At 67.7% G+C, this 25,086-nt stretch carries 22 protein-coding genes; 11 read left to right on the forward strand and 11 right to left on the reverse strand.

Annotation, left to right across the window (positions count from 1 at the left end; translation table 11 throughout):
- Positions 1-20: 20 nt before the first annotated feature.
- Positions 21-1,967 (reverse strand): acetate--CoA ligase, encoded by a 1,947-nt coding sequence (acs, locus tag JQX13_RS26630; RefSeq protein WP_203411711.1) that lies wholly within the window; start codon positions 1,965-1,967, stop codon positions 21-23.
- 359 nt (positions 1,968-2,326) lie between these two features.
- Here acs and JQX13_RS26635 point away from each other — a divergent pair, with 359 nt between their 5' ends.
- Positions 2,327-2,923 carry an SAM-dependent methyltransferase gene (locus JQX13_RS26635; protein ID WP_203411712.1) on the forward strand — a complete coding sequence of 199 codons (597 nt, stop codon included), beginning with the start codon at positions 2,327-2,329 and terminating at the stop codon, positions 2,921-2,923.
- A 3-nt stretch (positions 2,924-2,926) separates the two neighbouring features.
- Here JQX13_RS26635 and JQX13_RS26640 read toward each other — a convergent pair whose 3' ends face one another.
- Entirely contained in the window at positions 2,927-4,288 is a 1,362-nt protein-coding gene (locus tag JQX13_RS26640) for a sigma-54-dependent transcriptional regulator (RefSeq protein ID WP_203411713.1), read from the reverse strand.
- Positions 4,289-4,487: 199 nt separating this feature from the next.
- Between JQX13_RS26640 and JQX13_RS26645 the strand changes: the two genes are divergently transcribed.
- The 4 genes from JQX13_RS26645 (at position 4,488) to JQX13_RS26660 (ending at position 7,659) form a co-directional block, all read left to right on the forward strand.
- The gene (locus JQX13_RS26645) at positions 4,488-5,687 is read left to right on the forward strand and encodes a glycosyltransferase (RefSeq protein WP_203411714.1); all 1,200 of its coding nucleotides are present in this window, start codon (positions 4,488-4,490) and stop codon (positions 5,685-5,687) included.
- 147 nt (positions 5,688-5,834) lie between these two features.
- Complete coding sequence (locus JQX13_RS26650; protein ID WP_203411715.1) at positions 5,835-6,242, forward strand: hypothetical protein; 408 nt, start codon at positions 5,835-5,837, stop codon at positions 6,240-6,242.
- Positions 6,239-7,087, forward strand: coding sequence for an HNH endonuclease (locus JQX13_RS26655; protein ID WP_203411716.1), 849 nt, complete (start codon positions 6,239-6,241; stop codon positions 7,085-7,087). Before JQX13_RS26650 ends, JQX13_RS26655 begins: the two co-directional genes overlap by 4 nt.
- Positions 7,087-7,659 carry an SMI1/KNR4 family protein gene (locus JQX13_RS26660; protein WP_203411717.1) on the forward strand — a complete coding sequence of 191 codons (573 nt, stop codon included), beginning with the start codon at positions 7,087-7,089 and terminating at the stop codon, positions 7,657-7,659. The genes JQX13_RS26655 and JQX13_RS26660 overlap by 1 nt, the downstream gene beginning before the upstream one ends.
- On the opposite strand, the gene JQX13_RS26665 is transcribed toward JQX13_RS26660, so the two are convergent.
- The 4 genes from JQX13_RS26665 to JQX13_RS26680 form a co-directional block, all read right to left on the reverse strand.
- On the reverse strand, positions 7,626-8,396 hold the full coding sequence (locus tag JQX13_RS26665; protein ID WP_203411718.1) for a hypothetical protein: 771 nt from the start codon (positions 8,394-8,396) through the stop codon (positions 7,626-7,628). The genes JQX13_RS26660 and JQX13_RS26665 overlap by 34 nt on opposite strands.
- Positions 8,397-8,512: 116 nt before the next feature.
- Entirely contained in the window at positions 8,513-10,636 is a 2,124-nt protein-coding gene (locus JQX13_RS26670; protein WP_239015200.1) for a neutral/alkaline ceramidase, read from the reverse strand.
- A gap of 237 nt (positions 10,637-10,873) precedes the next feature.
- Complete coding sequence (locus JQX13_RS26675; RefSeq protein WP_203411720.1) at positions 10,874-11,602, reverse strand: class I SAM-dependent methyltransferase; 729 nt, start codon at positions 11,600-11,602, stop codon at positions 10,874-10,876.
- A 157-nt stretch (positions 11,603-11,759) separates the two neighbouring features.
- Positions 11,760-12,425: an O-methyltransferase gene (locus tag JQX13_RS26680; RefSeq protein ID WP_203411721.1), complete on the reverse strand. Its 666-nt coding sequence runs from the start codon at positions 12,423-12,425 to the stop codon at positions 11,760-11,762.
- A gap of 95 nt (positions 12,426-12,520) precedes the next feature.
- Between JQX13_RS26680 and JQX13_RS26685 the strand changes: the two genes are divergently transcribed.
- The gene (locus JQX13_RS26685) at positions 12,521-13,144 is read left to right on the forward strand and encodes a TetR family transcriptional regulator (RefSeq protein WP_239015201.1); all 624 of its coding nucleotides are present in this window, start codon (positions 12,521-12,523) and stop codon (positions 13,142-13,144) included.
- Between the two features lie 233 nt (positions 13,145-13,377).
- Here the strand turns inward: JQX13_RS26685 and JQX13_RS26690 are convergent, their stop codons facing one another.
- Entirely contained in the window at positions 13,378-13,941 is a 564-nt protein-coding gene (locus JQX13_RS26690) for a TetR/AcrR family transcriptional regulator (RefSeq protein WP_239015203.1), read from the reverse strand.
- 148 nt (positions 13,942-14,089) lie between these two features.
- Between JQX13_RS26690 and JQX13_RS26695 the strand changes: the two genes are divergently transcribed.
- From JQX13_RS26695 to JQX13_RS26715, 5 genes are read left to right on the forward strand one after another with little or no spacing between them, the layout of a single operon-like run.
- A complete protein-coding gene (locus JQX13_RS26695) occupies positions 14,090-15,784 on the forward strand; it encodes an acyclic terpene utilization AtuA family protein (protein ID WP_203411723.1) in 1,695 nt (564 codons plus the stop codon).
- Between the two features lie 51 nt (positions 15,785-15,835).
- A complete protein-coding gene (locus tag JQX13_RS26700; protein ID WP_203411724.1) occupies positions 15,836-16,714 on the forward strand; it encodes an SDR family oxidoreductase in 879 nt (292 codons plus the stop codon).
- Position 16,715: 1 nt separating this feature from the next.
- Positions 16,716-18,332, forward strand: coding sequence for an acyl-CoA carboxylase subunit beta (locus tag JQX13_RS26705; protein WP_239015204.1), 1,617 nt, complete (start codon positions 16,716-16,718; stop codon positions 18,330-18,332).
- Positions 18,333-18,343: 11 nt separating this feature from the next.
- Positions 18,344-20,356, forward strand: a complete 2,013-nt coding sequence (locus JQX13_RS26710) for an acetyl/propionyl/methylcrotonyl-CoA carboxylase subunit alpha (protein WP_203411726.1) — start codon at positions 18,344-18,346, stop codon at positions 20,354-20,356.
- A complete protein-coding gene (locus JQX13_RS26715; RefSeq protein WP_203411727.1) occupies positions 20,353-21,957 on the forward strand; it encodes an AMP-binding protein in 1,605 nt (534 codons plus the stop codon). Before JQX13_RS26710 ends, JQX13_RS26715 begins: the two co-directional genes overlap by 4 nt.
- A 70-nt stretch (positions 21,958-22,027) precedes the next feature.
- Here JQX13_RS26715 and JQX13_RS26720 read toward each other — a convergent pair whose 3' ends face one another.
- The 4 genes from JQX13_RS26720 to JQX13_RS26735 form a co-directional block, all read right to left on the reverse strand.
- A complete protein-coding gene (locus JQX13_RS26720) occupies positions 22,028-22,630 on the reverse strand; it encodes a cysteine hydrolase family protein (RefSeq protein WP_203411728.1) in 603 nt (200 codons plus the stop codon).
- 181 nt (positions 22,631-22,811) lie between these two features.
- The gene (locus tag JQX13_RS26725) at positions 22,812-23,474 is read right to left on the reverse strand and encodes a LysR family transcriptional regulator (RefSeq protein ID WP_203411729.1); all 663 of its coding nucleotides are present in this window, start codon (positions 23,472-23,474) and stop codon (positions 22,812-22,814) included.
- 766 nt (positions 23,475-24,240) lie between these two features.
- Positions 24,241-24,444 carry a transposase gene (locus JQX13_RS26730; RefSeq protein WP_239015356.1) on the reverse strand — a complete coding sequence of 68 codons (204 nt, stop codon included), beginning with the start codon at positions 24,442-24,444 and terminating at the stop codon, positions 24,241-24,243.
- The gene (locus JQX13_RS26735; protein WP_203411731.1) at positions 24,444-24,917 is read right to left on the reverse strand and encodes a transposase; all 474 of its coding nucleotides are present in this window, start codon (positions 24,915-24,917) and stop codon (positions 24,444-24,446) included. The genes JQX13_RS26730 and JQX13_RS26735 overlap by 1 nt, the downstream gene beginning before the upstream one ends.
- Between the last annotated feature and the right edge of the window lie 169 nt (positions 24,918-25,086).

A 25,086-nucleotide genomic window follows, 5' to 3' on the forward strand; every position in this document is an offset into this window, starting at 1 on the left:
GGTTCTCCTTGGGGTGTTCGTCAGCGGCGCGACTGCAGCAGCATCTGTTGTTTCAACAGCTCTTCGAGCACGCTGGGCTCGGCGAGGGTGGAGGTGTCGCCCAGGTCCTGGGTCTCGCCCGAGGCGATCTTCCGCAGCATGCGGCGGAGGATCGTCCCCGAGGGCGTCTTGGGCAGGCCGGACACGATGCGCACCTGGTCCGGCGTGGCGATGGGGCCGATGACGTGGCGCACCTGCTTCTTGAGGGCGCCTTCCATCTGCTCCGGGCTGGTGTCCTGGTACTCGGGCTTGAGCGTGACGAAAGCGCACACGCCCGTGCCCTTGATCTCGTGTGGGAAGCCCACCACGGCGGACTCGGCGACGGCGTCGTGGGCCACCAGCGCGCTCTCCAGCTCGGCGGTGCCCAGACGGTTGCCGGAGACGTTGAGCACGTCATCCACGCGGCCGGTGATCCAGTAGTAGCCGTCCTCGTCGCGGCGGCAGCCATCCCCGGTGAAGTAGAGGCGGGGGAAGCGCGAGTAGTAGGTGTCGATGAAGTGCTGGTGGTTGCCCCACACGGTGCGGGCCTGGCCCGGCCAGGTGCGGGCGATGCACAGATTGCCGGAGACGCCGTTGCCCTCGAGGACGCGGCCCTCGTCGTCCACCAGCACCGGCTCGATACCGAAGAAGGGCAGGGTGGCGCTGCCGGGTTTGCAGGGGATCGCGCCCGGCAGGGGGGCGATGAGCACGCCGCCCGTTTCCGTCTGCCACCAGTTGTCCACCACGGGGCAGCGGCCCTCTCCCACCACGTCGTGGTACCAGCGCCACACCTCGGGGTTGATGGGCTCGCCCGCGGAGGCCAGCAGCCGCAGGCTCTTGCGCGAGGACTTCTTCACGTACGCGTCCCCCTCCCGGATGAGGACGCGCAGCGCGGTGGGCACGGTGAAGAGCACGGTGGCCTTCAGGTCGTCCACCACCTGCCACAGCCTCCCCGCGTCCGGGTAGGTGGGCACGGACTCGAAGAGCACCGTGGTCGTCCCGTTCGTCAGCGGCGCGTACAGCACGTAGGTGTGGCCGCTGATGCACCCCATGTCCGCGGTGCCGAAGTGCACGTCGTCCGGCTGCAGGTCGAAGACGTAGCGGTGCGTGGTGACGGCGTAGACGAGGTAGCCGCCCGTGGTGTGCATGACGCCCTTGGGCTTTCCGGTGCTGCCCGAGGTGTAGAGGATGAAGAGGGGATCCTCCGCGGCCATCCACTCCACGGGGCAGGTGCCGCGGTGCTTGCTCATCTCCTGGTCCAGCCACCAGTCGCGGCCGGCCCGCATGGGCACGTGGGTTTCCGTGCGGCGCACCACCAGCACGGACTGGACCTGGGAGAGGCCCTCCACCGCCTCATCGCAGATGGCCTTGGTCTGCACCCGCTTCGAGCCGCGCGGCCCCTCGTTGGCGGTGACGAGCACCCGGGCGCCCGAGTCGAGGATGCGCTCGCGCAGGGACCCGGCGGAGAAGCCGGCGAACACCACCGAGTGCACCGCGCCGATGCGCGCGCACGCCAGCATGGTGTAGGCCAGCTCCGGCACCATGGGCAGGTAGATGCAGACGCGGTCTCCCTTGCGCACGCCGTGGGCCTTGAGCACGTTGGCCACGCGGCCCACGTTGTGCTTGAGGTCGCGCCAGGTGATGAGCTCGTACTCTCCCGGCTCGTTCTTCGCCCAGATGATGGCGGGCTTGCCGGGGCGCGTCTTCACGTGCCGGTCCACCGCGTTGTAGCAGGCGTTGAGCCGGCCTCCCCCGAACCACGAGAAGTCCGCCAGGTCCAGGTCCGCGTCCAGGATGGTGTCTGGCGGGTGGAACCACGTGAGGGCCTGGGCCATCTCGCCCCAGAACTCCTCGGGCTTCTCGATGCTCCTGCGATAGAGGAGCTGATAGTCCTCCAGGCTCTGGAGGCGCGCGGTCCAGCGAAACCCGTCCGTGGGTCGATACATCATCCGGTGTGTCTCCTGGGGGGGGTGACTCGAGGGGGGACGTTCAGGGGGAGGCCGGACCGGCCAGTGGGGCCATGCGGGAAATGGAGGAGGGAGGGGGTGGGGGTGTCACGCTGCCTCCATGAGCAACGCTCATTCCAGGCCTCAGCATGAATGTTCTCGCGCTCTTGGAGGCTGGCACGGCGCGTCAGATGTTTCGAAAGGTAACGAATCCCGTCACCCCGGTAACACCGACTCCCGCCTCGTCGAGGACCCGGCGAGCACTCGGTGGAGGCGGTGCCCTGGGGTCTCATTGCCCCGGTTCCACGAGGTGTCCATTCCTTCACACATGGCAACCCCTCACCCACGGGAGGTCGTGCGACATGGGGATTCGGAAGACCGCGTTCGGCGTGGTGCTGTGCAGCGGGCTGGGACTCTGGGGCGGCCCGCCGGCCCTGGGCCAGGCAGGGCCGTCCAACCTGGGACGTTCGGCGCTGCCCGAGCGCGCGCCGGACGTGCCGTACGTGCCCACTCCGCAGGAGGTGGTGGACGACATGCTGGCGGCGGCCGACTTGAAGCCGGGGGATGTGCTCTATGACCTGGGTTCGGGAGATGGCCGCATCGTCGTCACCGCCGCGAAGAACTTCGGCGTGCGCGGGGTGGGCATCGACATCAACCCCGAGCGCATCCAGGAGGCGGAAGCCAACGCGCGCTCCGCGGGCGTGCAGGAACTCACCGAGTTCCGCCAGCAGGATCTCTTCGAGGCGGACATCGATGAGGCGACGGTGGTGACGATGTACCTGCTGCCGAGCGTCAACAACCGGTTGAAGCCGAAGTTGCTCAGGGAGTTGAAGCCGGGGACGCGCATCGTCTCGCATGCCTTCGACATCGAGGGCTGGGAGCCGGAGCGGATCATCGAGTCCGACGGACGCACTCTCTACCTGTGGGTGGTGCCGGAGCATCCGTCGCTTGGGCGGTAATGTCTAAGCGCGGGTGCGCGGAATCCCGAGCCGCTGGCGCTTCTCCCACAAGGCCTTGCGGCTGATGCCCAGCCGGCGCGCCAGCTCCGTCTCGCCGAGCTTGTCCTGGTGCTCCAGCACGAAGCGGCGGAAGTACTCCTCCAGCGAGTCGGGCGAGGCGCTGCCCTCGATGCCCGGGTCGGGGATTTCGTTGGCCTCGAAGGCCCCATTGCCGACCGGCTCCAGCGCGAGCAGGCCGGGGGTGATGACGGGGCCGTCGGCGAGGATGACGGCGCGCTCGAGGGCGTTCTCCAACTCGCGCACGTTGCCGGGCCAGGGGTGCGTGGTGATGGCCACGAGCGCCTCGGGCGAGAGCGTCGCGGGCGAGCGGTTGAGCCGCTGGCACGCCCGCTCCAGCAGGTGCCTGGCGAGCGCGGGAACGTCCTCGCCCCGCTCGCGCAGGGGCGGCAGCTTGATCTCCACCACGCGCAGGCGGAAGTAGAGGTCCTGCCGGAAGGCGCCCTCCTGGACGCGCTTGGGCAGGTCGCGGTGGGTGGCCGCGATGATGCGCGCGTCCACCTTGCGCGAGCGGGTGGCACCCACGCGCCGCACCTCGCCGTCCTGCATCATCCGCAGGAGGCGGGCCTGGGCGGGGGCGGGGAGCTCTCCGATTTCGTCGAGGAAGAGCGTGCCTCCATCCGCGCTCTCCACCAGACCCGCGTGCGCGGCCTGCGCTCCCGTGAAGGCGCCCTTCTCGTGGCCGAACAGCTCCGACTCCAGCAGGCCCTCGGGGATGGCGGCGCAGTTGACGGCCACCAGTGGGCTCTCTCGTCGGGGGCTCTGCTCGTGGATGGCGCGCGCCACCAGCTCCTTGCCCGTGCCGGACTCGCCCAGCACCAGCACCGTGGCCGGTGAGGCCGCCACCTTGCGGATGCGCTCGAAGACGTCGCGCATGGCCGCGCAGTTGCCCACCATCCCGCTCACCGAGTACGCGCGCTCCACCTCGCGCTTCAGCGCGGCGTTCTGGCGCGTCAGCCGTCCCTCGCGCAGCACGCGCTCCACCTGCAGGAGCAGCTCGTCGTGGTCGAAGGGCTTGGCGATGTAGTCCACCGCCCCCAGCTTCATGGCCTCCACCGCCGAGCGCACCGTGGCGTAGCTGGTCATGATGAGGACCGGCACGCCCGGCGCCTTGGCGATGACGTCCGTGCCCGGCGCGCCCGGCAGGCGCAGGTCGCTCAGGATGAGATCGAACGTGTCCAGCTCGTGGTCGGTCTGGGCCTCGAGCACCGCGCCGGCCTCGGCCACGTCGTGCCCCGCTCGCGTCAGCAGGCGCCGCAGCTCGGTGCGGATGACGGGCTCGTCCTCGATGACCAGGATGCGGCTCATGCGGTGTGCTGCCCCCCCTGTCCAGGTCGCTCATGGGGGCTCGGCGAACCTCGGAAGGCTTGACCGAGAGGGTAGTCCCTCTGACCCGCCCTTTGTCCACTTCCAAAGGTTTGACGGGGTGCGTCATGGGTTCGCGGAGGTGGCATCCCGAGCTCCGGAGCGTTATGCGGCGGCCAACCTGCCTCGGGGAACATCCACCATGCGTGTCCTCTTCACTGCCCTTGCCGGCTCCGGCCACATCCATCCCCTCGTTCCTGTCGCCCAGGCGCTCCAGCAGGCGGGCCATGAGGTGGCCTTCGCCACCGGAGAGGCCTTCCAGAAGCAGGTGGAGGCCAGGGGCTTCCGCTTCTTCCGCGCCGGGGGAAGTTGGCCCCAGATGCAGCAAGGGGACGCGGCCACCATGGCGCGGAGGATGGAGGGCATGATGCGGATGTCGGCCGAGGCCCGCATCGAGCACCTGGCCAACAACTTCGTCGGCCACTTCGCGCGGCAGATGGTGCCGGACCTGGTGTCGCTCGCGTCCGGGTGGCGCCCGGACCTGCTCGTGCGCGACTCGATGGAGTTCGGCGCGGCCATCGCGGGCGAGCACCTCGGCATTCCGCACGCCTCCATCCAGGTCGGCGCGGCCCTGCCCCGGGACTACGACAACCCGCTGATGACGGCCCGGTTCGACGAGGTGCGCGCCACGGTGGGCCTGCCGCCCGAGCCGAAGCAGCAGTCGCTCTACCGCTACCTGCACCTGTGCTTCGTTCCACGGCACTACCTCGGCGGCGAGCTGCCGCCGACGACCCATTTCCTCCAGTCGGCCATCTTCGACCAGTCCGGTGACGAGCGCCTGCCGGCCTGGGCCGAGCAGCTGGGGCAGGGTGGACGGCCGGTCGTGTACGTGACGCTGGGCACCGTCTTCAACAAGGTGCTCGGCGTGCTGCGCACCCTCGTGGAGGGCGTGCGCGAGGAGCCGGTGGACCTGGTGGTGACGGTGGGGCGAGACATGGACCCGGCGGCGCTCGGTCCGCAGCCGGCCCACGTGCATGTGGAGCGCTACATTCCCCAGACGCTGCTCTTCCCGAAGGTGGACCTGGCCATCCTGCACGGGGGCTACAACAGCACCACGTCCGCGCTCGACCACGGGCTGCCCCTGGTGCTCGTGCCCATCGCCGCGGACCAGCCGATGAACGCCGAGCGGTGCAAGGAATTGGGGGTGGCGCGCGTGGTGTCTCCGCTCTCGATGACGCACGAGAGCATCCGCGAGGCGGTGCGCGACGTGCTTCGCACACCCTCGTACCGGGAGAACGCGCGGCGCTTCCAGCGGGAGGCCCGGACGCTGCCGGGAATGGCTCGAGCGGTGGAGTTGCTGGAGACGCTCGCGCGGGAGAAGCGGCCGCAACTCCGGGCCTGAGCGCCGCGTGGCGTGTCCATGTATTCCCTGGGACCGGTTTCCGGGCCCGTCTGGGAAACTGGTCCGCCACCCCAACCCGATTCTCTGGACTTCTGTCGGACACTCGGGATTGACTCCAGAGCCAAACATCGGATCAGGAAGGCTGTCATGCCGCTACGACTCAGCACGGAGCTGATGTATGCGACGGTATCGGAGGACAAGCCATTCGCCGAGTGGTACGTCACGCAGTTCATGCCCGCTCACGTCCCGGAGTTCGCCTACGCGATATCGGAAGAAGGCAAGCGCGAGATGGTGCTCCAGGGAAGACGTTACGCGGAGCGTTTCGGCATTCGCGACGTACCCTCCCAGTACCATTTCATCACCCTGATGTGGAAGGTGGGCCCGAACTTCTTCGAGTTCCCAGGCTTCCGCGAGACCCTGATGGACCCGAAGCTCACGGGGCCAGAGAAGATCAACCGGCTTTATGAAACGCCGGGTGAGCAGGCGGTGGAGGCGATCATGCATGCCGACGACCGTTACTGGTACCCCTACATGCTGACGGTGCGTAGGCCATGAGCCAGGCGCTCGCCCAGGGCGGAGTCGACCCGGCCAGGACCCGCACGGCGTGGGAAGAATTGGGGCAGCTCAACAAGAAGTACGGTGAGCTGGCTTTGGATGCGTCCCTCGCTGCTGGCGGAGCCTTGCCACCCCCCTTTGGGACCGTGGCGGACCTCGCCTCGCTCGGCAAGTCGCTCTACACCGGCGATTGGGGTGGCGCGCTCCTCGACGTGGTGGGTTTCATCCCCATTGCTGGGGATGCGGCGAAGGCGGGAAAGATCGCCAACAAACTGAACGATCTGCGGCGCGCGATCGATACCGCAGCGGCCGGATTGAACCGCTCCCTCCAGCGGACCAGGGAGATCGCGGCGAAGTACTGGGACGACATCGCCAAGAAGAACCGCGCGGAGTACGAAAAGGCTATCAAGAAGTGCACGACGCAGGAGTGCCGTCAACAAGCCGCGCTGCTCAAGGGGCCGCAGTACAGCAACACGCCGAAGGATGGCCCGAGCGGGACGTGGCAAGGCGAGCGCGGCGACGGCACGTGGGTGCCGGCGGAGGGGAGTCCTCCCATCGAGTACAGGAATGGATTCCCCAACTATAGCCCCTTCTCGAAGGGGGACGTCGACATTCCCATGCGTGGCAACCACACGTCCGACTTCACCGCCGCGGACAATGCCATGAGGGAAAAGCTCGGCGATCCCACCTGGAGGCGACCGTCCGGCTACACGTGGCACCACCATGAGAACGGAACCACGATGCAATTGATTCCAAAGGACATCCACGCCACGGGCGGAGGCGCCACGACGCCGCACATGGGGGGCGCTTCCTTGTACTCCGGACAGCAAGCGGGGGGATTCTGATGATGAGCTCGAAGCGATTGATCGTTCCCGAGACCGAGGGCTGGAACAGGGGGGAGCGGGACTGGTCGTACGTTGCGGATGCCAGCCAGGACATCCAACGGTGGGAGCGCACAACGAAGCGCAACCTTCCGGACGGCTATCGCCGGTTCATGCTCACGTTCAATGGCGGTCGCGTCTACCCCCGCCTGTTCCGCTACAACGTTCCCCTCGAGCTGTACCCGTCGACCGAGCCCGTTACGATGGTCGACCCGTTCTACTCGTGGGCCACCGTGGAATCGCACTGGCGCGGCGAGGTCTACGGCAAGGGCTATCCGCCGGACATGCTGTTCATCGGTTGCGATCCGGGAGGGTTGGAGATTCTGCTGTCGCTTCGCCCCACTGACTGGGGGCACATCTTCTGCTGGCCGCACACGCGGAATATCTGGGGCACCGAGGGCAACACCCAGGTCTGGCATCAAGCCGACTCGTTCGAGGCCTTCCTCGAATCCTTGTATGATCTGCAGGACAGGTCGGACTACGACGCCTGGCACTTGCCGATTTATGACAAGTTGGCCAGGCCGCTCGTCTTCTGACCGCCGCCAACGATGCGGATCGACCCGTCGAAATCTCCGCCGCGGTGCCAGGTGAACAAGCAGGGGCTGGTCAACGGAGAGAAGGGATTGAGTTCGATCAACTCGGCCTTCAGGCCGTTACGGCCATCCGGCGCCAGGTGGATGTCCGCGACGACGTCCGTCATGTGCAGGGCGCGACCGAGAGCCTCGGCGAACGCCGGGATGACCGCGTGCAGCGCGCTTTCGGCGAAAAAGAGTTCGGGGAATGCTCTATCGCAATAGTACTGCGACGCCCCGATGAGCCGGCGGTCGCGGATGAAAAGACGAAACTCACTCCAGGGGGCGATGTCGTGCCAATCCACGAGGTGCAAGGCCAAGCCGCTTCGTGCGGAGACGGCCGCCAGTAGCGCCCGTGCGACCCGGGCGTCAGGACGGGTGATCGTGCCGAGTACCTGCCGAGCGGTTCGAGCTGGCAGGGCACAGGGCGACGAGGCCTTCCAACTGCAGTACCCGAGCCGGGGATATACCGCCCCCGGAGCCTGTGCGATGGCGGCGTCGAGGTCATCCAGGAAGGTGCGTGACAGGTCCAGCCGGTTGGGCCCGCCGGCCAGGACAGCTCGGAACTCGGGGGTGAACCATCCCAGCGCCGCGACGTCATGGAGAGACAGGCTGAGCGTGCGAGCAGGGATCGCCAGAGCGGCGATCCCAGACGGCCAGTGCTCCCGGAAGGTACGCTCTATTTCGATGGGGAAGCTCATGGCGTGTTCTGTACATCGCGAGCCCCGGTCTTGCCAGGGCCGAGGCAGGCTCTACCCCATGAGACGGTGCCGCCCAACGAGGCGGCACCCGCAGAGCGACTATTCATTGCAGGCGCTTACAGCACCGTGAATGACTCTGAAACCCCTTCATAGGGGCTTATCTTCCCGGTCCATCCAGACTTCCAGTGACCCTTGTGGCGTATGCGGTATGTACCGGCCGCGGCGTTCTTCGTGTCCCAGGTAATCGTTATCTTGGAATAGGAGATGCCGCTCCGTTCCCACCGGTACGTCGTTTCCGGGTCCCAGTCCCACGCGAGCGCCACCCATGCGCCGTTCACCAGCTTTTCGACCGTCAGGAACGAGCCCTGCGTCTGGAGATCGTTGTTCGGATGCCCACCCCAGTACTGCACGGTCACCAGGCTTCCCCTCGCATAGCTCGCGGCCGGCTGGGTGATCACGCTCCCGAAATCCTTGTCGAGCGGCTTATCATCCAGCACCACCTTCGCGGTCAGATCGATCGTCTGCTCCGTCACGTCCTCGGGGGTGGGGCCGGCCGCGACGTCGGCGCCGTTAACGATGGCCTTGCTGAGTTTGGTGAATTCCTGCTGAAAGGCGGCCAGCTCATGCGGGCCGAACTGCGTGCAGGCTCCCTCATACCACTGCTTGGCGTATTCCTCCCGGGTGGCCAGGTATGACGCGTACGAGTTGGAGAGCCCGGCGATGACCGCCGTGTCGACGCCGACGCTCGCGAGCTCCGTTTTCACCGTCTCCCTCAGGCGGCGGCCCGCCATGGTGGTCACCTCGGTGGGGACGGCGACAATGGCCAGGTTCCCTATCTTCAATACCTGGAGGGGCATGATCTGCGGGGTCATCGTCGGACCGTTGATGTTGACGTGCGCCACGCCGGTCGGAATCAGCACCGGTTTTTCCGCGTGGCACGCCTTGTATGCCGCGTTGTTGGTCGCCGGCCACGCGAAGGCGAAGATGCCGCCCAGGAATCCGGAGAGCGCCGCCTTGCCGGCGTCATTGCTCCACTGCACGCTGTCAACCGTGGTCCCATTCGGGAAGAGTGGCACGGGGCTTGGATTGTCATACGGGCTGCCGGCCGAGAAGGAGGCCCCCATGCCGGCCGCGCAGGTCGTGGTTCCCGCGGAAGCGACGTAGAGCGTCCTCATATCGACCCACTCGTGGCGGAAATCCACCGAGCCGGTCAGCTCCCTCGCCGCGCCGTCGTAGAGCTCCTTCGCCTTGTTGTATTGCTTGAGGACGGCGTTCTCCAGGCTCTTGTTCTTTTCAAAGTTCAAATCAGGGGGCGCCAGGCCGAACCCGATGTTCGGCGTCACGTCGCCGGCATTGCTCTGGGCGAACGCGGCCACGAACGTCTTGGACGCCAGGTAATCGGTCCCCTTGTCCTTCTCGAAGAGGTACGACGCCCAGCCCTTGTTGTCGCCGCTGATCAGCTTGTTTTCGGGTCCGATGCTGTCCGGGTGCACCGCGTACCAGTTCACCATGCCGATCTCCTCGCCGTCGAGGCCGACGAACTTCAGGAGCGTCATGGTCTTGTCCGTGATGCTCTCATACCGGGCCCGCTCCGCCGCGGGGTTGTTGTGGTAGGCTTCCACCGCGCGGTTCCCGCCGCAGCCCTCGATCGTTCCCTCGTTGACGAGGATCTTGCCGGGCTTCACGTTGTGATGGGCGCGCAGGATGGACTGGTAGATGCCGTCCACGATCGCGTTGAAATTCTGTTTCACGAACCCGTTGATGGTCGCGTCATACAGGAAGTACCCCGAATAACCCCCGGGGCCGCTGTGGGTATGCGTCGCCGACAAGAGGACGTTTTTCGTGTCGTAATATCGTGCGAGCTCGGCATTGGCCGCGATCTTCTCGCTCACTTTGACTTTGACCATCTGGAAGAGCTGGCCCAGGTCGGCGTTGACAAAAACGACCCGACTGGTGCCGTCGCCGATGACGAAAGCCCGTGACCGCAGCCGCATGTGGATGCCGGCGGTTTTCTGGTCCGATACGGCATATCCCATCATCGGGAGCTCTCCGGCCGGGCCGGTGATGTCGTAGATGCCGCTTCCGATGAGAAAGACGCCGCCACCGGATTGGGCGGTTATTCCGCTGACCAGGTTGCCCTGATTGTACCGGTTGGAGCTCGTCCCTTCCGATGGCGGTTCGTCGTTCCGGGCGCTGTCCGAGCAACTGGGGACACAGGCGATGCATCCCCAGAGCAGCAAGAGAAGAATCCAATGGATTCTGGCTGTTGGTATGTGCATGGACATCTCCCGGTTGCTCCTGGTGAGAGTAGGTGTAAGGTATGAAGAATCAGGATTGTGAGAATCAGGCGGATTCTACGCTCCGTGCGTATGATTTTTTTGCCATGTCGGATACTGAGCAGTCGATGTTGGAGGCGTGAAGTGCATCCGCGCCTCTCCGCTCCTGAATGCTTTCGGTGTGGGCGAGTCGGCGTGCGCCTATCGCTGAGCGGAGACCAGCAGGAACATGGGCCGGTCCCGTTCCTCGAGCAGTTCGGGGTGCGCCGCGATCTGAGCGTCGGTTGGCCCCCACTCCTCGACGTGTCGCAGGGTGAAGCCCTGTCTGAGTAGCGTGTTCAGCGTGGTCCCGAGCGTCCGGTGGTACTTGCTCACCCCGTCCGCCAGCCAATGCGTCGTGCGCTTCCCCTCCAACTGATAGTTGTCGACCGGCCACGTTCTGCGCCCCTCCGGGTCGGTCATCCAATCTGGCCGGCGCGACGCCATGAAGATGGGATGCTCGATGGAGAAGACAAACCATCCACCTGGCGCCAGCCCCCGGTGAACAGTCGCGAGGAGCCGTTCCAGATCCTCGACGTAATGGAGCGCGAGCGAGCTGAAGGCGAGGTCAAAGGGCCCTTCCGGGAGCTCCAGGCGCTCCAGGTCGGTCCGTCGATAGGTGAGCGCGTCATCCGAGGTTTCGGCCCTCGCGCGAGTGAGCATCTTCTCGGACAGGTCCAGTCCGAGCACGTGAGCGGCGCCGTTCTCCCGCGCCCAGCGGCAGAACCAGCCGAAACCGCACCCGAGGTCGACGACCCGAAGGTCTTTGACATCGGGGAGGAGCGCACGGAGCGCCGGCCACTCCGGGGCGCCAGCGAGGCCCTTCAAGGAGCGTGCGAGCTGGCTGTAACCTTCGAAAAAGCTTGGATCATCGTAGATGTTCTGGCTCATACACGGAGCAAGCGCATAGGACGGATGGGGCCCTGTTGAAGGTGGGAGGCTGGTGTACGCTTTCTCCGGCCGGGCTCATTGTCCCAGGTGGACATGTCGTGGAGTACCTGACAGTCGCGGCAGTCCACCGGCTTGATCCGAGAGCCTTGTATGTCGATCAGCCGATTCGCATCGACAGCTCCACCTCGCCAGCGAACGGCACCGACAGATATCCGTGCTGGGGCGAGCGGACGCGCTCCAGGTATTCCGGGCTCCAATCCGCGTTGTCGGCGAGGATCAAGGAGCCTGGCCGCAGCCGGCTTTCGACGAGCGCCAGGATGGCCGGATAGAGCCCCTTGGCGCCGTCGAGCAGCAACAGGTCGACCTGTTCGGGCAAGCCTTCGGCGAGCGTCTGGAGCGCGTCGCCCTCGCGAATCTCCACGAGGTCCGCGAGCCCGCCCGCCGCGATGTTCTGGCGCGCGCGCGCGATCTTCGACGGCTCGAACTCACTCGTGATCAATCGGCCACCGCCATTGTCGCGGAGCGCCGCGGCCAGGTGCAGGGTCGAGATGCCGAACGAGGTGCCGAACTCGACGATCGTCCGCGCGCGGCAGGCTCGCGCCAGCATGTAGAGCAGCGTGCCGGTCTCGCGGGAGACGGCGAGCGCTTCGTCCTTCATCATCGTGTAGAGCTCGAGATAGTCGGTCTTGCTCGCCATCAGCCGGGCACGCTCCTCCTTCGATATCTGGGCGAATGCCGGAATGTGCGCGGCGGAGGACTCGTCCGCTTGCGCGAACAGATGAGCCAGCAGGGGGGCGAGCGGTGCGGTGGAAAGTGTGGTCATTGGAATCCCTGGTCAGGTTGAGAGCGCGTCCTTGCGCCTGACCAAGAAATACGATTGATTATTCGCATTTCCTATTCGCGTTCCCGAGGCCCTTCGTGACGGATCGTCCAACCCCATGTATTTCCTCGCGAAAGCAGCCCAGGCAGGCCCGTTCCACGCAACTCGTCGCGGACATCCTCGCCGCGGCTGCTCAGGTTCTGGCACGTGACGGCGCGCACCGCTTCACCACCGCGCGCGTCGCCGAGAAGGCTGGAATCAGCGTTGGATCGCTCTACCAATATTTTCCGAACAAGGCGGCGATCCTCTTCCGTCTGCAGGCCGATGAGTGGCGGCAGAACGGCCAGCTGCTGTGCGGCATCCTCGAGGATTCCTCCAGGCCCCCGCTCGAGCGGCTTCGCGAGGTCGTGCACGCCTTCATCCGGTCCGAGTGCGCGGAGGCCGAGATGCGGATCGCGCTCAACGACGCGGCGCCGCTCTATCGCGACGCACCCGAGGCGAAGGAGCCGCGCGTGGCCGGCACTCGCGCCGTGCAGGCCTTCCTGCGCGAGGCACTCCCAACGGCGTCGGAGGAGAAGCGTGCGCTCGCTGGCGACATGATCATGATGTCGCTCAATGCCGTGGGGAAGCGGATCTCGGAGCAGGGCCGCACCGAGCAGGAGGTCGACGCCTATGCCGGGGCGATGGCTGACATGTTCTGTGCCTATCTCAGCCAGCTTTAGGCCACGGTGCTCCCTCCCTCCTCGCGCAGCAGCGCTCCTCGGATGGAGTTGGCCAGCGGGCTCGCCAGGAAGGCCATGGCACGTGGAAGCTCTTGTTTCGATTGAGATTGTGATGCTTTATTGCAGCTGAATCCAGCTGTCACGCCACCATCACCCTGATGATGCGAGGCTCTACACCCCCTGACATCGCCTTCGTCTTCACCCGCCTTCGAGGGGGAATCCCCTCGAGGGCGTCAGGCCGGCGTGAGCTGTGCCTCGAGTGTACGAGCCCAGTGGGCGAGCACCTTGCCGCGCCGGGCGGTGTCGTCGTGGAGCAGGTTCGCGAGCGCCAGGCCGCGAAGGAGGTCGAGTGTCGCGCGCACGGCGTCACGGACCTGGCGGTCGCGTTCATCAAGGCCGAGCAGCTCGATGGTGAGCCGGTGCACCTCCCGGCCGACGTGCGTCTCGAGCGGCAGCAGAAGCGCCTTCAGCTCCTCGTCGGCCACGGCCGCCACCCACAGATGCGTCGCGGCCGTGAAGAGCGGGCCGGCGTAGATGTCATAGAGCAGGTTCAGCAGGGGCTCGATGCGCCGCCGGCTCCGCGGCAGGCCCTTCGCGCGCCGTGCGAGCTCCTCGACCTGCTGGTGGGAGACATGCTCGACCGCGGCCGCGACGAGGGCCGCCCGCGTCGGGAAGTGGTGCTGGCAGGCGCCCCGCGACACCCCGGCCCGCTCGGCGATGGCGCCGGTCGTCGCCCCTGCCCAGCCCTGCTCCGCGAGCACCTCGATGGCGGCCGCCATCAGCTTCTGCCGCGTCACTCGGCTGCGTTCCTGCTCCTGCCTCGTCGCTCCGCTCGCCGGACCGCTCATGTACCTACCGTGTTGTATCGCCCAGAAAAAATCAATCACGCTTGCTTTTTTCCAGACGGGGGGCACAGACTCTCCACTCACCGGTATGGGAGGTGCGATGGACGCTCGATCGCTGCGCATCGGCAATGCATCCGGCTTCTACGGCGACCGCTTCTCCGCGTTTCGTGAGATGTTGGAGGGCGGCCCGCTCGATGTCCTCACCGGCGACTACCTGGCCGAGCTGACGCTCCTCATCCTGGGCCGCGACCGGCTGAAGAACCCGGCAGGCGGGTACGCCCGGACGTTCCTGCGCCAGCTCGAGGAGACGCTCGGCCTCGCGGTCGAGAAGAAGGTCCGCATCGTCGCGAACGCTGGCGGCCTCAACCCGGCGGGGCTCGCGAACGACCTGCGCGCGCTCGCCGCGAAGCTCGGCCTGTCCGTCCGCGTCGCGCACGTCGAAGGAGACGACCTCGTTGGACGCGCGGACGAGCTCGGCTTCGGCCGGTCCCTCACGGCGAACGCGTACCTCGGCGGCTGGGGCATCGCGGCGTGCCTCGATGCTGGCGCGGACATCGTCGTCACGGGGCGGGTGACCGACGCCGCGCTCGTCGTTGGCCCCGCCGCCTCCCACTTCGGCTGGAAGCGCCACGACTGGGATCGCCTCGCGGGCGCCATGGTCGCCGGCCACGTCCTCGAATGCGGAGCGCAGGCGACCGGTGGCAACTTCGCGTTCTTCGGCGAGCTCGACGCGCGTCGGCCCGGCTTCCCGCTCGCGGAGATCTTCTCCGACGGCTCGAGCATCATCACGAAGCACCCGGGCACCGGCGGCGCCGTCACCGTCGATACCGTGAAGGCCCAGCTCGTCTATGAGATCGCCAGCGCTCGCTATGCCGGCCCCGACGCCACCGCGCGCTTCGACACCATCGTGGTCGAGGCCGCTGGCATCGACCGTGTGCGCCTGTCGGGCGTACGCGGCGAACCGCCTCCTCCAGACGTGAAGGTGTGCCTGAACCGGCTCGGAGGGTTCCGCAACGAGGCCAACTTCGTGCTCGTCGGCCTCGACATCGAGGAGAAGGCCGCACTCGTGCGGGAGCAGTTCGATGCGGCGCTCGACCCGCGGCCGGCCGAGGTCGTCTACACCCTCGCGCGCACCGACCACGCCGACGCACCGAGCGAGGAGCAGGCCTCGGCGACGCTGCGTGTCACCGCGAAGGATGCCGATGCGAAGGTCGTCGGACGCCACTTCAGCAGCGCCGCGGTGGAGCTCGCGCTGGCCAGCTACCCCGGCTTCTTCATGACCGCGCTGCCCGGCGACGCCTCGCCCTTCGGCATCTACACGCCGGCCTGGCTCGATGCGCGGAGGGTGCCGCACGTCGCGGTGCTCCCGGATGGGACGCGCATCGACGTGGCGCCGCCGGACGAGACGCTCGGGCTCGAGGCGGTTCCGGTGCCGACGCCGCCGGCGCCGCTGCCGCCGGGGCCCACCCGGCGCGTGCCGCTCGGCCGGGTGGCCCTGGCCCGCAGTGGGGACAAGGGCGGGGACGCGAACATCGGCGTGTGGGTCCGCACCGAGGAGGCGTGGCGCTGGCTCGTGCACGCCCTCTCGGAGGAGCGGCTGCGCGAGCTACTGCCGGAGACGCGCGAGCGCACGATTCACCGGCACCTGCTTCCGAACCTGCGCGCCTTGAACTTCGTCGTCGAGGGCCTCCTCGGAGAGGGCGTCGCGTCGTCCACCCGCTTCGATCCGCAGGGCAAGGCGCTCGGCGAGTGGCTGCGCGCGCGCCACGTCGAGGTTCCGGAACAGCTTCTCTGAAGCAAGGCAATGGGCACCAGCCTCGCGAGTCGCGCGGCCGAGGAGGACACGATGGGATACCGTTCAGTCTTCGCACCTGGCACCTTCGCGGGCCGCACCATCGTCGTCACCGGTGCGGGCAGCGGCATCGGGCGGTGCACCGCGCACGAGCTCGCGTCGCTCGGCGCGCACGTGGTCCTCGTCGGCCGCAAGCCGGAGAAGCTCGCACGCGTCGCCGGAGAGCTCGCCGCCGAGGGACATGCCTCGACGCAGCATGCCGTCGACATCCGCGATGAGGAAGCGGTCCGCGCCATGGTCTCCGCCGTCGTCGAGGCACGCGGTCGCATCGACGGGCTCGTGAACAACGCCGGTGGGCAGTTCCCCGCGCCGCTCGCTCAGATCTCCAAGAAGGGCTTCGAGGCGGTCGTCTCGACGAACCTCACCGGCGGCTTTCTCGTCGCGCGCGAGGTGTTCTTGCAGTCCATGTGCGAGCACGGCGGAGCCATCGTGAACATGCTCGCGGACGCGTGGAACGGCATGCCGGGCATGGGGCATTCGGGTGCGGCGCGCGCCGGTATGTTCAACCTGACGCAGACGGCTGCCGTCGAGTGGGCCTCCGCCGGGGTTCGCGTGAACGCCGTCGCGCCCGGTTGGGTCGCCTCGAGTGGACTCGACACCTACAAGGATCCGTTCATCCGCGAGCTCATTCCACAATTGCGCCAACAGGTACCCCTGCACCGGCTCGCCACCGAGGCCGAGGTGAGCGGTGCCATCGTGTTCCTCCTCTCCGACGTGGCGGCGTTCATCACCGGCGAGGTCATCCGCATCGACGGGGGCGCGTCCTGCAACACGAAGGCCTTCCCGCTGCCGGAGCACTCGCGCTCGAAGCCGTACGACGGGTTCCATCTCTCCGCGCCGCCGCGGATCCTCGATGGCTCGAAGGAGGAGTGACGTGCCGACACTCGTTTCCCGCATCGAACCGACCTCCTCCGCCTTCACCACGTACCGGGAGGAGATGCTCGCCCGCGTCACCGAGCTGCGCGCCATCGAGCGGAAGTCACGTGACACCGAGCAGCAGGCTCGCGAGAAGTTCCAGCAGCGCGGACAGCTCCTGCCACGTGAACGCCTGGCGCTGCTGCTCGACCGTGGCTCTCCCTTCCTCGAGCTTTCGACGCTCTGCGGCTACAAGCACCACGACGACACCGACGGCTCGCTTGCCGGCGGCAACACCATCGTCGGCATCGGCTTCGTCTCGGGCGTGCGCTGCCTCGTGTTCGTGAACAACTCCGCCGTGAAGGGCGGCACCGCGACACCCTGGGGCGTCCAGAAGTCGCTGCGCGCGCAGGAGATCGCGCTCGAGAACCGGTTGCCCGTCGTGTCGCTCGTCGAGAGCGGCGGCGCGAACCTGCTCTACCAGCAGGAGATCTTCGTCCCGGGAGGGGAGACCTTCTACAACCAGGCGAAGCTGTCGGCGGCCGGCATCCCCCAGGTCACTGTCGTCCACGGCTCGAGCACCGCCGGCGGCGCATACATTCCGGGGCTCTCCGATCACGTCGTCATGGTCCGCGGAAAGGCGAAGGTGTTCCTCGCTGGCCCACCCCTTCTGCGCGCGGCCACGGGCGAGGTCGCCACGGACGAGGAGCTCGGCGGCGCCGAGATGCACGCCACCGTTGCCGGCACCGCTGACCACCTCGCCGAGGACGACGCCGATGGCATCCGCATCGCGCGAGAGATCGTCGCATCGCTCGGGTGGAACGACGCGTTTCCGCCGCCCACGCGCTCCGCCATCGAGCCGCCCCGCTACCCGGTGGAGGAGCTGTGTGGCGTCGTGCCCATCGACCACCGGCGGCCCTACGACTGCCGCGAGGTGATTGCACGGCTCGTGGATGGCTCGGACTTCGCGCCCTTCAAGGACGACTACGACGCGCTCACCGTCTGCGGCTGGGCGCGCATCGAGGGCCGGTCGATTGGCATCATCGGCAACAACGGGCCCATCACGCCGAAGGGCGCGACGAAGGCGGGGCAGTTCATCCAACTCTGCTGTCAGACGCAGAAGCCCATCGTCTACCTGCAGAACACGACTGGCTACATGGTGGGCACCCAGTCGGAGCAGGGGGGCATCGTGAAACACGGCGCGAAGATGTTGCAGGCGGTGGCCAATGCGACCGTGCCGCAGGTGACGATCCTGCTCGGGGGGGCCTTCGGCGCGGGCAACTACGGCATGTGCGGCCGTGCGTTCCACCCGCGCTTCATCTTCGCCTGGCCGAACGCGCGCACGGCGGTGATGGGCGGCGAGCAGGCGGCGAAGGTGCTGTCCATCGTCTCCGCCGAGAAGGCCCGGCGCGCCGGCCAGCCTGTCGACGAGGCGGCGCTGGCCTGGATGGCGCAGCCGCTGATCGAGCAGTTCGAGCGCGAGTCGGATGCCTTCCACTGCAGCGCGCGGCTGTTCGACGACGGCGTCATCGATCCGCGGGACACGCGGCGGGTGCTCGGGTTCATCCTGGCCACGTGCGAGGAGGCCGCGCGCCGCACGCTCGCTCCCAACACCTTTGGCGTCGCCCGGCTGTAGCGAGGGAAACCATGAAGCGCATTCACAAGGTGCTGGTGGCGAACCGGGGCGAGATCGCCGTGCGCGTGCTGCGGACCTGCCGCCGCCTCGGCTTGCGCACGGTCGCCGTGTTCTCCGACGCCGACCGGGACGCACCTCACGTGCGGCTCGCCGACGAGGCGGTGCGTCTGGGGCCGGCGCCAGCGAAGGAGTCGTACCTCTCCGTCGAGCGGGTGCTCGCGGCGGCAGCGGCGTCCGGCGCCGACGCCATCCATCCCGGGTATGGCTTCCTGTCGGAGAACGAGGACTTCGCGCGCGCGTGCGCGGAGGCCGGCCTCGTGTTCATCGGGCCTCCAGCGGAGGCCATCGAGTTGATGGGAAACAAACGGCAGGCGAAGCTGCGCATGCAGGCCGCCGACGTGCCGTGCATCCCTGGCTACGAGGCGGCCCGTCCCGGTGAGTCGCTCGACGACGAAGCCCTGGTCCGCGAGGGCAATCGCATCGGATTCCCCCTCATGGTGAAGGCGGCGGCGGGCGGCGGCGGGCGCGGCATGCGCCTCGTCCGCGAGCCCGGCGCGCTGCTCGACGCCATCCGCTCCGCGCGCTCGGAGGCGACGAACGCCTTCGGCAGCGGCGAGCTGATTCTCGAGCGTGCGATCGAAGGCGCGCGTCACGTCGAGGTGCAGGTCTTCGCGGACGAGCATGGGAACGCGGTGCACCTCGGCGAGCGCGACTGCTCCATCCAGCGGCGGCACCAGAAGGTGGTCGAGGAGAGTCCGTCCCCGGCCGTCACGCCGGAGCTTCGCGAGCGCATGGGGGTCGTGGCGGTGCAGGCGGTCCGCGCCATCGGCTACCGCGGCGCGGGGACCATCGAGTTCCTCCTCGCACCGAACGGCGACTTCTTCTTCATGGAGATGAACACGCGCCTGCAGGTCGAGCACCCGGTGACGGAGCTCGTGACGGGGCTCGACCTGGTCGAGTGGCAGCTGCGTGTCGCCGATGGCGAGCCGCTCCCGCTGACGCAGCCGGAGATCACCTTCCGCGGGCATGCCATCGAGGTGCGGCTGTGTGCGGAGGATCCGGCCAACGGGTTCCTTCCCCAGATGGGACGGCTCCTCGCGTGGGTGCCGCCGGCCGGCGAGGGCGTCCGCGTCGACCACGGCGTGCGCGAGGGCCAGGACATCACGCCGTTCTACGACTCCATGCAGGCGAAGATCATCGCGCACGGGCCGGACCGTGAGACGGCGCGCGAGCGGCTGGCCGCAGCGCTGCGGGAGCTGACGGCGTTCGGCGTCACGACGAACGGCACCTTCCTCCAGCACGTCCTCGCGCACGAGGCGTTCCGTTCCGGTCGGTACGACACGGGCTTCGTCGCCACGCACATGCCCCCGGAGACGCTGCGTGCGCTCGGGCAGGCGTCCGCCGAGGACCAGGCCGTCCTGGCCGCCTTGCTCTTCCACGATGACGCGGTGGCGCTTGCCTCGCGGGGCGGCTTCGACGAGACGCTCGTCGGCTGGAGCAGCTCCTACGCCCTGCCGGTGCCGGTCGTCTTGAGTGATGGGGCATCGGAGTTCCGCGCATCGGTCCGCCCCGTCGCGCCAGCGGAGTACGAGGTTCGTATCGGCGACACCTGTGTCGTGCTGTCCCTGCGCTCCATCGCCGCCGAGCACGCCGAGGTCGAAGTGGCGGGAAGGCGCCGCGCGGTCCGGTTCCGGCGCGCGGGTAGGAGCCTGTGGTGCTCGCTCGATGGCGTCACGCGCCACCTCCGCGACATCTCCTTCCGGCCGCCCTCCGAGCGCGAGCGCGCCAGCGACGGCCGCCTGCGCGCGCCGATGGACGGCCGCATCATCCGGGTGAACGCCGAGGTCGGCGCGACCGTGAAGCGGGGCGACGTGCTGGTGGTGCTCGAGGCGATGAAGATGGAGTCGTCGCTCGTCGCGCCCATCGACGGTGTCGTCACGGCGGTGAACGTCACGGTCGGGGCTCAGGTGCCGGCACGTCATGTCGTCGCGGTCGTCTCGCCCGAAGGAAAGGAGGCCGCATGAGTGAAGCAGCCCAGGAAGCGCAGTACAGGCGCATCAGCCGGGTCTCGCTGGGAGACGTCATCCACCGGTCGGCGCTGCGCTGGCCGGAGAAGACGGCGCTCGTCGACGGGGAGCTCGAGTTCTCCTACGCGGAGCTCGACCGGCGCTCGAATGCTTTCGCGCACTACCTGCTCGCGCAGGGCCTCCCCCGGGGCGCGCGCGTCGCCATGCTCTGCGGCAACTCGGCGCAGATGGTCACTGCCTTCATCGGCATCTACAAGGCGGGCCTCGTCTGGGTGCCGATCAACACCGGCCTCGCCGTGGATGCCGTCCGCTACATCCTCGAGCATGCCGAGGCGACGCACATCGTCATCGACGCCGAGTTCCTCGCGAAGCCGGAGCTGCGGGCGATGCTCGACGCGCTCGGCACCCGCGTCATCGTCTGCGTCCCCGAGGGGCAGGCTTCGCCGGGCGGGAACACGACCGCCTTCCTCGACACGCTGAAGGGCCAGCACGGCACCCTGCCCGAGGTGGACATCGAGAGCGGCCAGCTCGCGCAGATCATGTACACGAGTGGCACCACCGGCCAGCAGAAGGGGGTCATGCACTCGCACGCGTCGGTGCACGCGGCTCTCAGCGGGAACCTGTTCGAGCTCGGGCTGCGGCCGAGCGACTCGACCCTCTGCGTGCTCCCGATGTTCCACTGCGCGCAGCACGCCGTCTCGATGTCGTTCCTGCTCGCCGGCGCGACCGTCGTCGTGCGGCGCGTCTTCGATCCGGGCGCGATGCTCACGACCATCGAGCAGCGCGGCATCACGCTCCTGCTGGGCCTGCCAATCATGTACGGCGCGATGCTCGCGCACCCGGCGCGTCCGGCGACGAAGCTGTCCAGCCTGCGCCTGTGCCTCTACGTCATGGCGCCGATGGCGCGCACGTTGCTCGTGGAGCTCATCGAGAGATTCTGCCCGGGAGGCTTCGCGCTCGCGTCGGGGCAGACGGAGATGTACCCAGCGACGACCATGTTCAAGCCAGAGCAGCAGCTCAAACGGTTCGGCTCGTACTGGGGAGAATCGGTCGTGACGAACGAGACGGCCATCATGGACGACGAAGGTCGGCTGCTCGGGCGCGGCGAAGTGGGAGAAATCGTCCATCGCGGGCCGAACGTGATGCTCGGCTATTACAAGGACCCGGAGGCGACCGCGCGGGCGCGCGCGTTCGGCTGGCACCACACCGGGGATCTCGGCATGTTCGACGCCGACGGCCAGCTCCTCTTCGTGGACCGCAAGAAGGACATGATCAAGACCGGCGGCGAGAACGTTCCGTCCATCAAGGTCGAGGAGGTCCTCCTGCGTCACCCCGCGGTCCTGCAGGTCGCGGTCGTGGGCCTGCCGCATCCGCGCTGGTCCGAGGCGGTCACCGGCTTCGTCGTGCTCAAGCCCGGCGCCTCCGCGACCGGGGCTGAAATCATCGCCCACTGCCGTCAGCACCTCGGTGGGTTCGAGGTGCCGAAGTCCATCGTCCTGCTCGGGGCGATGCCGCAGACGACCACCGGCAAGGCGCAGAAGTTCGTGCTCCGGCAACAGTACGCGCGGCACTACGAGGACGTGAGAGGGGAGACGTAGCGCCCCCCGGCACCGCCGCCGCGGTCCATGCCCATGTCCCACGCCGCGGCTTCCGGTCCTGGATGCGACCTCAGGGAAGCGCCGCGCAGGGACGCACCAAAACCTCCCGAGCTCCAGCATCGAAACCGTCGAGCAGGGCATTGTGGTGCGCGATGATCTGCTCGAAGCGCAGGGAACCCGCGTCGCCGGTGGCGTGGCCGTCGGCGGCCAGCGTCACGTCGAAACCGAGGCTGACCGCCCGCCGCACCGTGGTGTCAATGCAGTACTGCGTCATGCAGCCCGCGACGACGACGTGCTCGATCTGCCTGGCCCGCAGCTCCTCCTCCAGCCTCGTCCCGAAGAAGGAGTCGCAGGCCGTCTTGTTGATCAGGAGCTCGTTCGGGCGCGGCGCCAGTTCCGAACGGATGCGCCAGCCTTCCGAGCCGACGGCCAGCCGGTGTGACGCGGGACCATTGTGCTGAACGTGGAACACGGCGAGACCCGCATCTCGAGCCCGAGCCAGCAGGCCGGAGATCCGGCCGACGGTTTCATCGAGCGCACGGCGGGCGGCATCGCCCCGCTCGCCGTCGAGATGCGCGAGAATGCCGTTCTGCACGTCGATGATGACCAGGGCTGTCTGCTGGGGGTTGCGGCTCACCATTTCGCTTCCTCGTTCCGTCTGCGTCGGGCTCATTGGGACGTCCTGGATCCAGCTTATAGACGGAATGCGATGCTAGATCCGGTCCACCGTTTCCATGGATGGGCGCCAGCTCGGCGCAGCTGGCCCCTGACGACGTGGTCGGGGATCTGATCCTCGTAGAGGAATGCGAGCCCCTGTCCCGCCAGGGCGGCAGCCAGGATCAAATCGCCGTCATTCAGGACGAGGGGACCGTCGGCCTTGATCCGCAGTGCCTTCCCGTCCTTTTCGAACTCCCAGACATATATAGACCTCCCCCCGTCTTCATCCGGTAGTTGATGCAAGGATGCCGGGTGAGGTCCCGCGGAGAGCCTGGTACGGGATGCCTGGCGAAGTACGCTGGTGCGCCAACGACGGCCATCCGGATGTCCGGGCTGACCCGCACGGCGACCATGTCCCTGGCGACCTTCCCACCCCACCGGATGCCCGCGTCGAAGCGGCTCTCGACGATGTCGGTCAGGCCCTCGTCGATGGAGATCTCGACGCGAACATCGGGATGCGCGGCGAGGAGGCCGGGCAACACGGGCCACAGCACGGAAGCCGCCGCGTGCCTGAACGTGGTGATGCGCACGGCCCCCGCGGGCTTGTCTCGCAGCTCGCCGAGAGCCGCGAGCCCGGCGCCGATGTCCTCGAAGGCGGGCCGAAGGATGCGCAGCAGGCGCTCGCCGGCCTCGGTGGCCGAGACACTCCGGGTCGTCCGCGCCAGCAGCCGCACGCCGAGGCGTTCCTCGAGTGACCGCATTGCGTGACTCAGCGCGGAGGGCGACATGCCCAGCCTGGACGCGGCGCGCGTGAAGCTCCGCTCGTCCGCGACCGCCACGAAGGCGGCGAGGTCATTCAACTCGTCCCGCTTCGTTGCCGCATGTCCCTCACACGAGTCTTGCCTGAGCGCATCGCGCGACTTCACGCCAATTCGCCAAACGGCTCAACAGGCGGTCTCCGTGAACCTCAGGTTCTGGATGCGGCCAGTGGTCGGTCCCGAGGCGAGGGCCTGGTCGAGCCTGATCCTCGATGGCCCGAGCTCTACGCCTCCGCGGCCGGGCGCGGTCCATGCGAACACAGCACCTGCCCATCTGTCCGGGCGAGTCCATGCCCGTCCGTTCCGTTTGGTCCCCTTTGACCTCTCGTTGGGCGAGACAGGTCCTGAATTGACTGGAGGATGTGGCCATGCGTTTCCGAGCGTGCATCGCACTGCTGCTCTACGTCTCAGCCTGCGCTACGTCAGCGCCGAGCCCCCCGAGAGTCAGCGGCCCGAGACCCGAGGCTCGCCAACCTCCAGCGAGCGGCGACGCTCGCCCTGGACGGACGGGGGGCGGTGCGCTGTCCAGGAGGCTTCCGAGCCCAGGCCTGTGCTGGCGGAGCGGTGCTTTCATCCCGGATTATTCACCAGGGCTTGGCGAGAAGCCGCGAAGGGGCCGTGCGCAGACCCAGGGGGCACGATCTGACTCGTTGCCCCCATCTGTCAGGTGAGCGGAAGTCAGGTTGGCAAAGGGGCACGAAGCCCGTAGGGTTGGATGCCAGTAACTCGCGCGCAGCACCAGACGCACCTCGGCCGTGTCGGCCAGGTGGTCGAAGCAGGAGCAGCGGGGTGTGCACCGCGCGTCAGCTCACGAGGGCACCCAGCGCAGCGAGCCGGCCAGGGCCATGAAGACAGCAGCCAGCGGGAAGGACGTCGGCAAGCGCACCCACAGCCGACGCGCCGAGCGTGTCACGTGGGCTGCCACCTTCAACAGGCTCAGCCGCAGCGTGTCCATCTGCACCGTGGCCAGGGCGGGAGCCTGTCGGCCCGCCTCGGTGCGCAGCGCATGCATCAACACGTCTGTCGATGTCGAGCACCACCACCTCGGGGGGGCGAGGTGAAGGAGTCGAGGTAATGCTGCTCCAGGACGCCCAGCAGCTTGCGCACGCTGTGCCCGTCCACGGCGTTCTCCAGGCGGCAGAGCGTGGGCTGCGAGGACAGGGGCGAGCCGCTGTGCGGCATCAGGTCGCACGCCACCTGGAGGGCCGGGTCATGACGCAGGGCGTGCGCGTCGTTGCAGTCTTCGTAGCCCAGGGCCATCTGGTAGACGCGCTGGCGCACCTGCTCCAGACGCGAGTGCACCACCCGCGCCGGGTCGCGTGCGTCAGGAATGCAGGCGGCCAGCTTCTGCGTGAGCCCCAAACGCTCGTCCATCAGCCTCAGCAACAGCGCTCCCCCATCGCTGGAGGTGTGTGGCGCGTCGCACGTGAGCTGAACCGGAAGAGTGGGGTGGAAGTGGAGGACGGCTGGAGTACAGTGCGTCATGCGGGCGGGCGCTTCCGAGTCGGCCTGAGTTCTGGATAAACCCAAGCTAAATCAGGGCGTTACGCCCGCAACCGCCCTCCTTCTCCTCTACCCTGGTGAATAATCCGGGCTAGCGCATAGCCCGGGGGCTCCCTCAGCGGCCCTCCTCGGCCCCTCGGTTCCAGGCGTC

The sequence above is a fragment of the Archangium violaceum genome, assembly GCF_016859125.1.
Classification (GTDB): domain Bacteria; phylum Myxococcota; class Myxococcia; order Myxococcales; family Myxococcaceae; genus Archangium; species Archangium violaceum_A.

What these genes read in the sequence shown, in the direction of transcription:
- JQX13_RS26695 (WP_203411723.1), top strand. Translation starts at nt 14,090, where the DNA reads ATGGACGCTCGATCGCTGCGCATCGGCAATGCATCCGGCTTCTACGGC.
- JQX13_RS26720 (WP_203411728.1), bottom strand. Translation starts at nt 22,630, where the DNA reads ATGAGCCCGACGCAGACGGAACGAGGAAGCGAAATGGTGAGCCGCAAC.
- JQX13_RS26640 (WP_203411713.1), bottom strand. Translation starts at nt 4,288, where the DNA reads ATGAGCCGCATCCTGGTCATCGAGGACGAGCCCGTCATCCGCACCGAG.
- JQX13_RS26680 (WP_203411721.1), bottom strand. Translation starts at nt 12,425, where the DNA reads ATGACCACACTTTCCACCGCACCGCTCGCCCCCCTGCTGGCTCATCTG.
- JQX13_RS26715 (WP_203411727.1), top strand. Translation starts at nt 20,353, where the DNA reads ATGAGTGAAGCAGCCCAGGAAGCGCAGTACAGGCGCATCAGCCGGGTC.
- JQX13_RS26665 (WP_203411718.1), bottom strand. Translation starts at nt 8,396, where the DNA reads ATGAGCTTCCCCATCGAAATAGAGCGTACCTTCCGGGAGCACTGGCCG.
- JQX13_RS26635 (WP_203411712.1), top strand. Translation starts at nt 2,327, where the DNA reads ATGGGGATTCGGAAGACCGCGTTCGGCGTGGTGCTGTGCAGCGGGCTG.
- JQX13_RS26660 (WP_203411717.1), top strand. Translation starts at nt 7,087, where the DNA reads ATGATGAGCTCGAAGCGATTGATCGTTCCCGAGACCGAGGGCTGGAAC.
- JQX13_RS26645 (WP_203411714.1), top strand. Translation starts at nt 4,488, where the DNA reads ATGCGTGTCCTCTTCACTGCCCTTGCCGGCTCCGGCCACATCCATCCC.
- JQX13_RS26700 (WP_203411724.1), top strand. Translation starts at nt 15,836, where the DNA reads ATGGGATACCGTTCAGTCTTCGCACCTGGCACCTTCGCGGGCCGCACC.
- JQX13_RS26675 (WP_203411720.1), bottom strand. Translation starts at nt 11,602, where the DNA reads ATGAGCCAGAACATCTACGATGATCCAAGCTTTTTCGAAGGTTACAGC.
- JQX13_RS26735 (WP_203411731.1), bottom strand. Translation starts at nt 24,917, where the DNA reads ATGACGCACTGTACTCCAGCCGTCCTCCACTTCCACCCCACTCTTCCG.
- JQX13_RS26655 (WP_203411716.1), top strand. Translation starts at nt 6,239, where the DNA reads ATGAGCCAGGCGCTCGCCCAGGGCGGAGTCGACCCGGCCAGGACCCGC.
- JQX13_RS26710 (WP_203411726.1), top strand. Translation starts at nt 18,344, where the DNA reads ATGAAGCGCATTCACAAGGTGCTGGTGGCGAACCGGGGCGAGATCGCC.
- acs (WP_203411711.1), bottom strand. Translation starts at nt 1,967, where the DNA reads ATGATGTATCGACCCACGGACGGGTTTCGCTGGACCGCGCGCCTCCAG.
- JQX13_RS26650 (WP_203411715.1), top strand. Translation starts at nt 5,835, where the DNA reads ATGCCGCTACGACTCAGCACGGAGCTGATGTATGCGACGGTATCGGAG.
- JQX13_RS26730 (WP_239015356.1), bottom strand. Translation starts at nt 24,444, where the DNA reads ATGCATGCGCTGCGCACCGAGGCGGGCCGACAGGCTCCCGCCCTGGCC.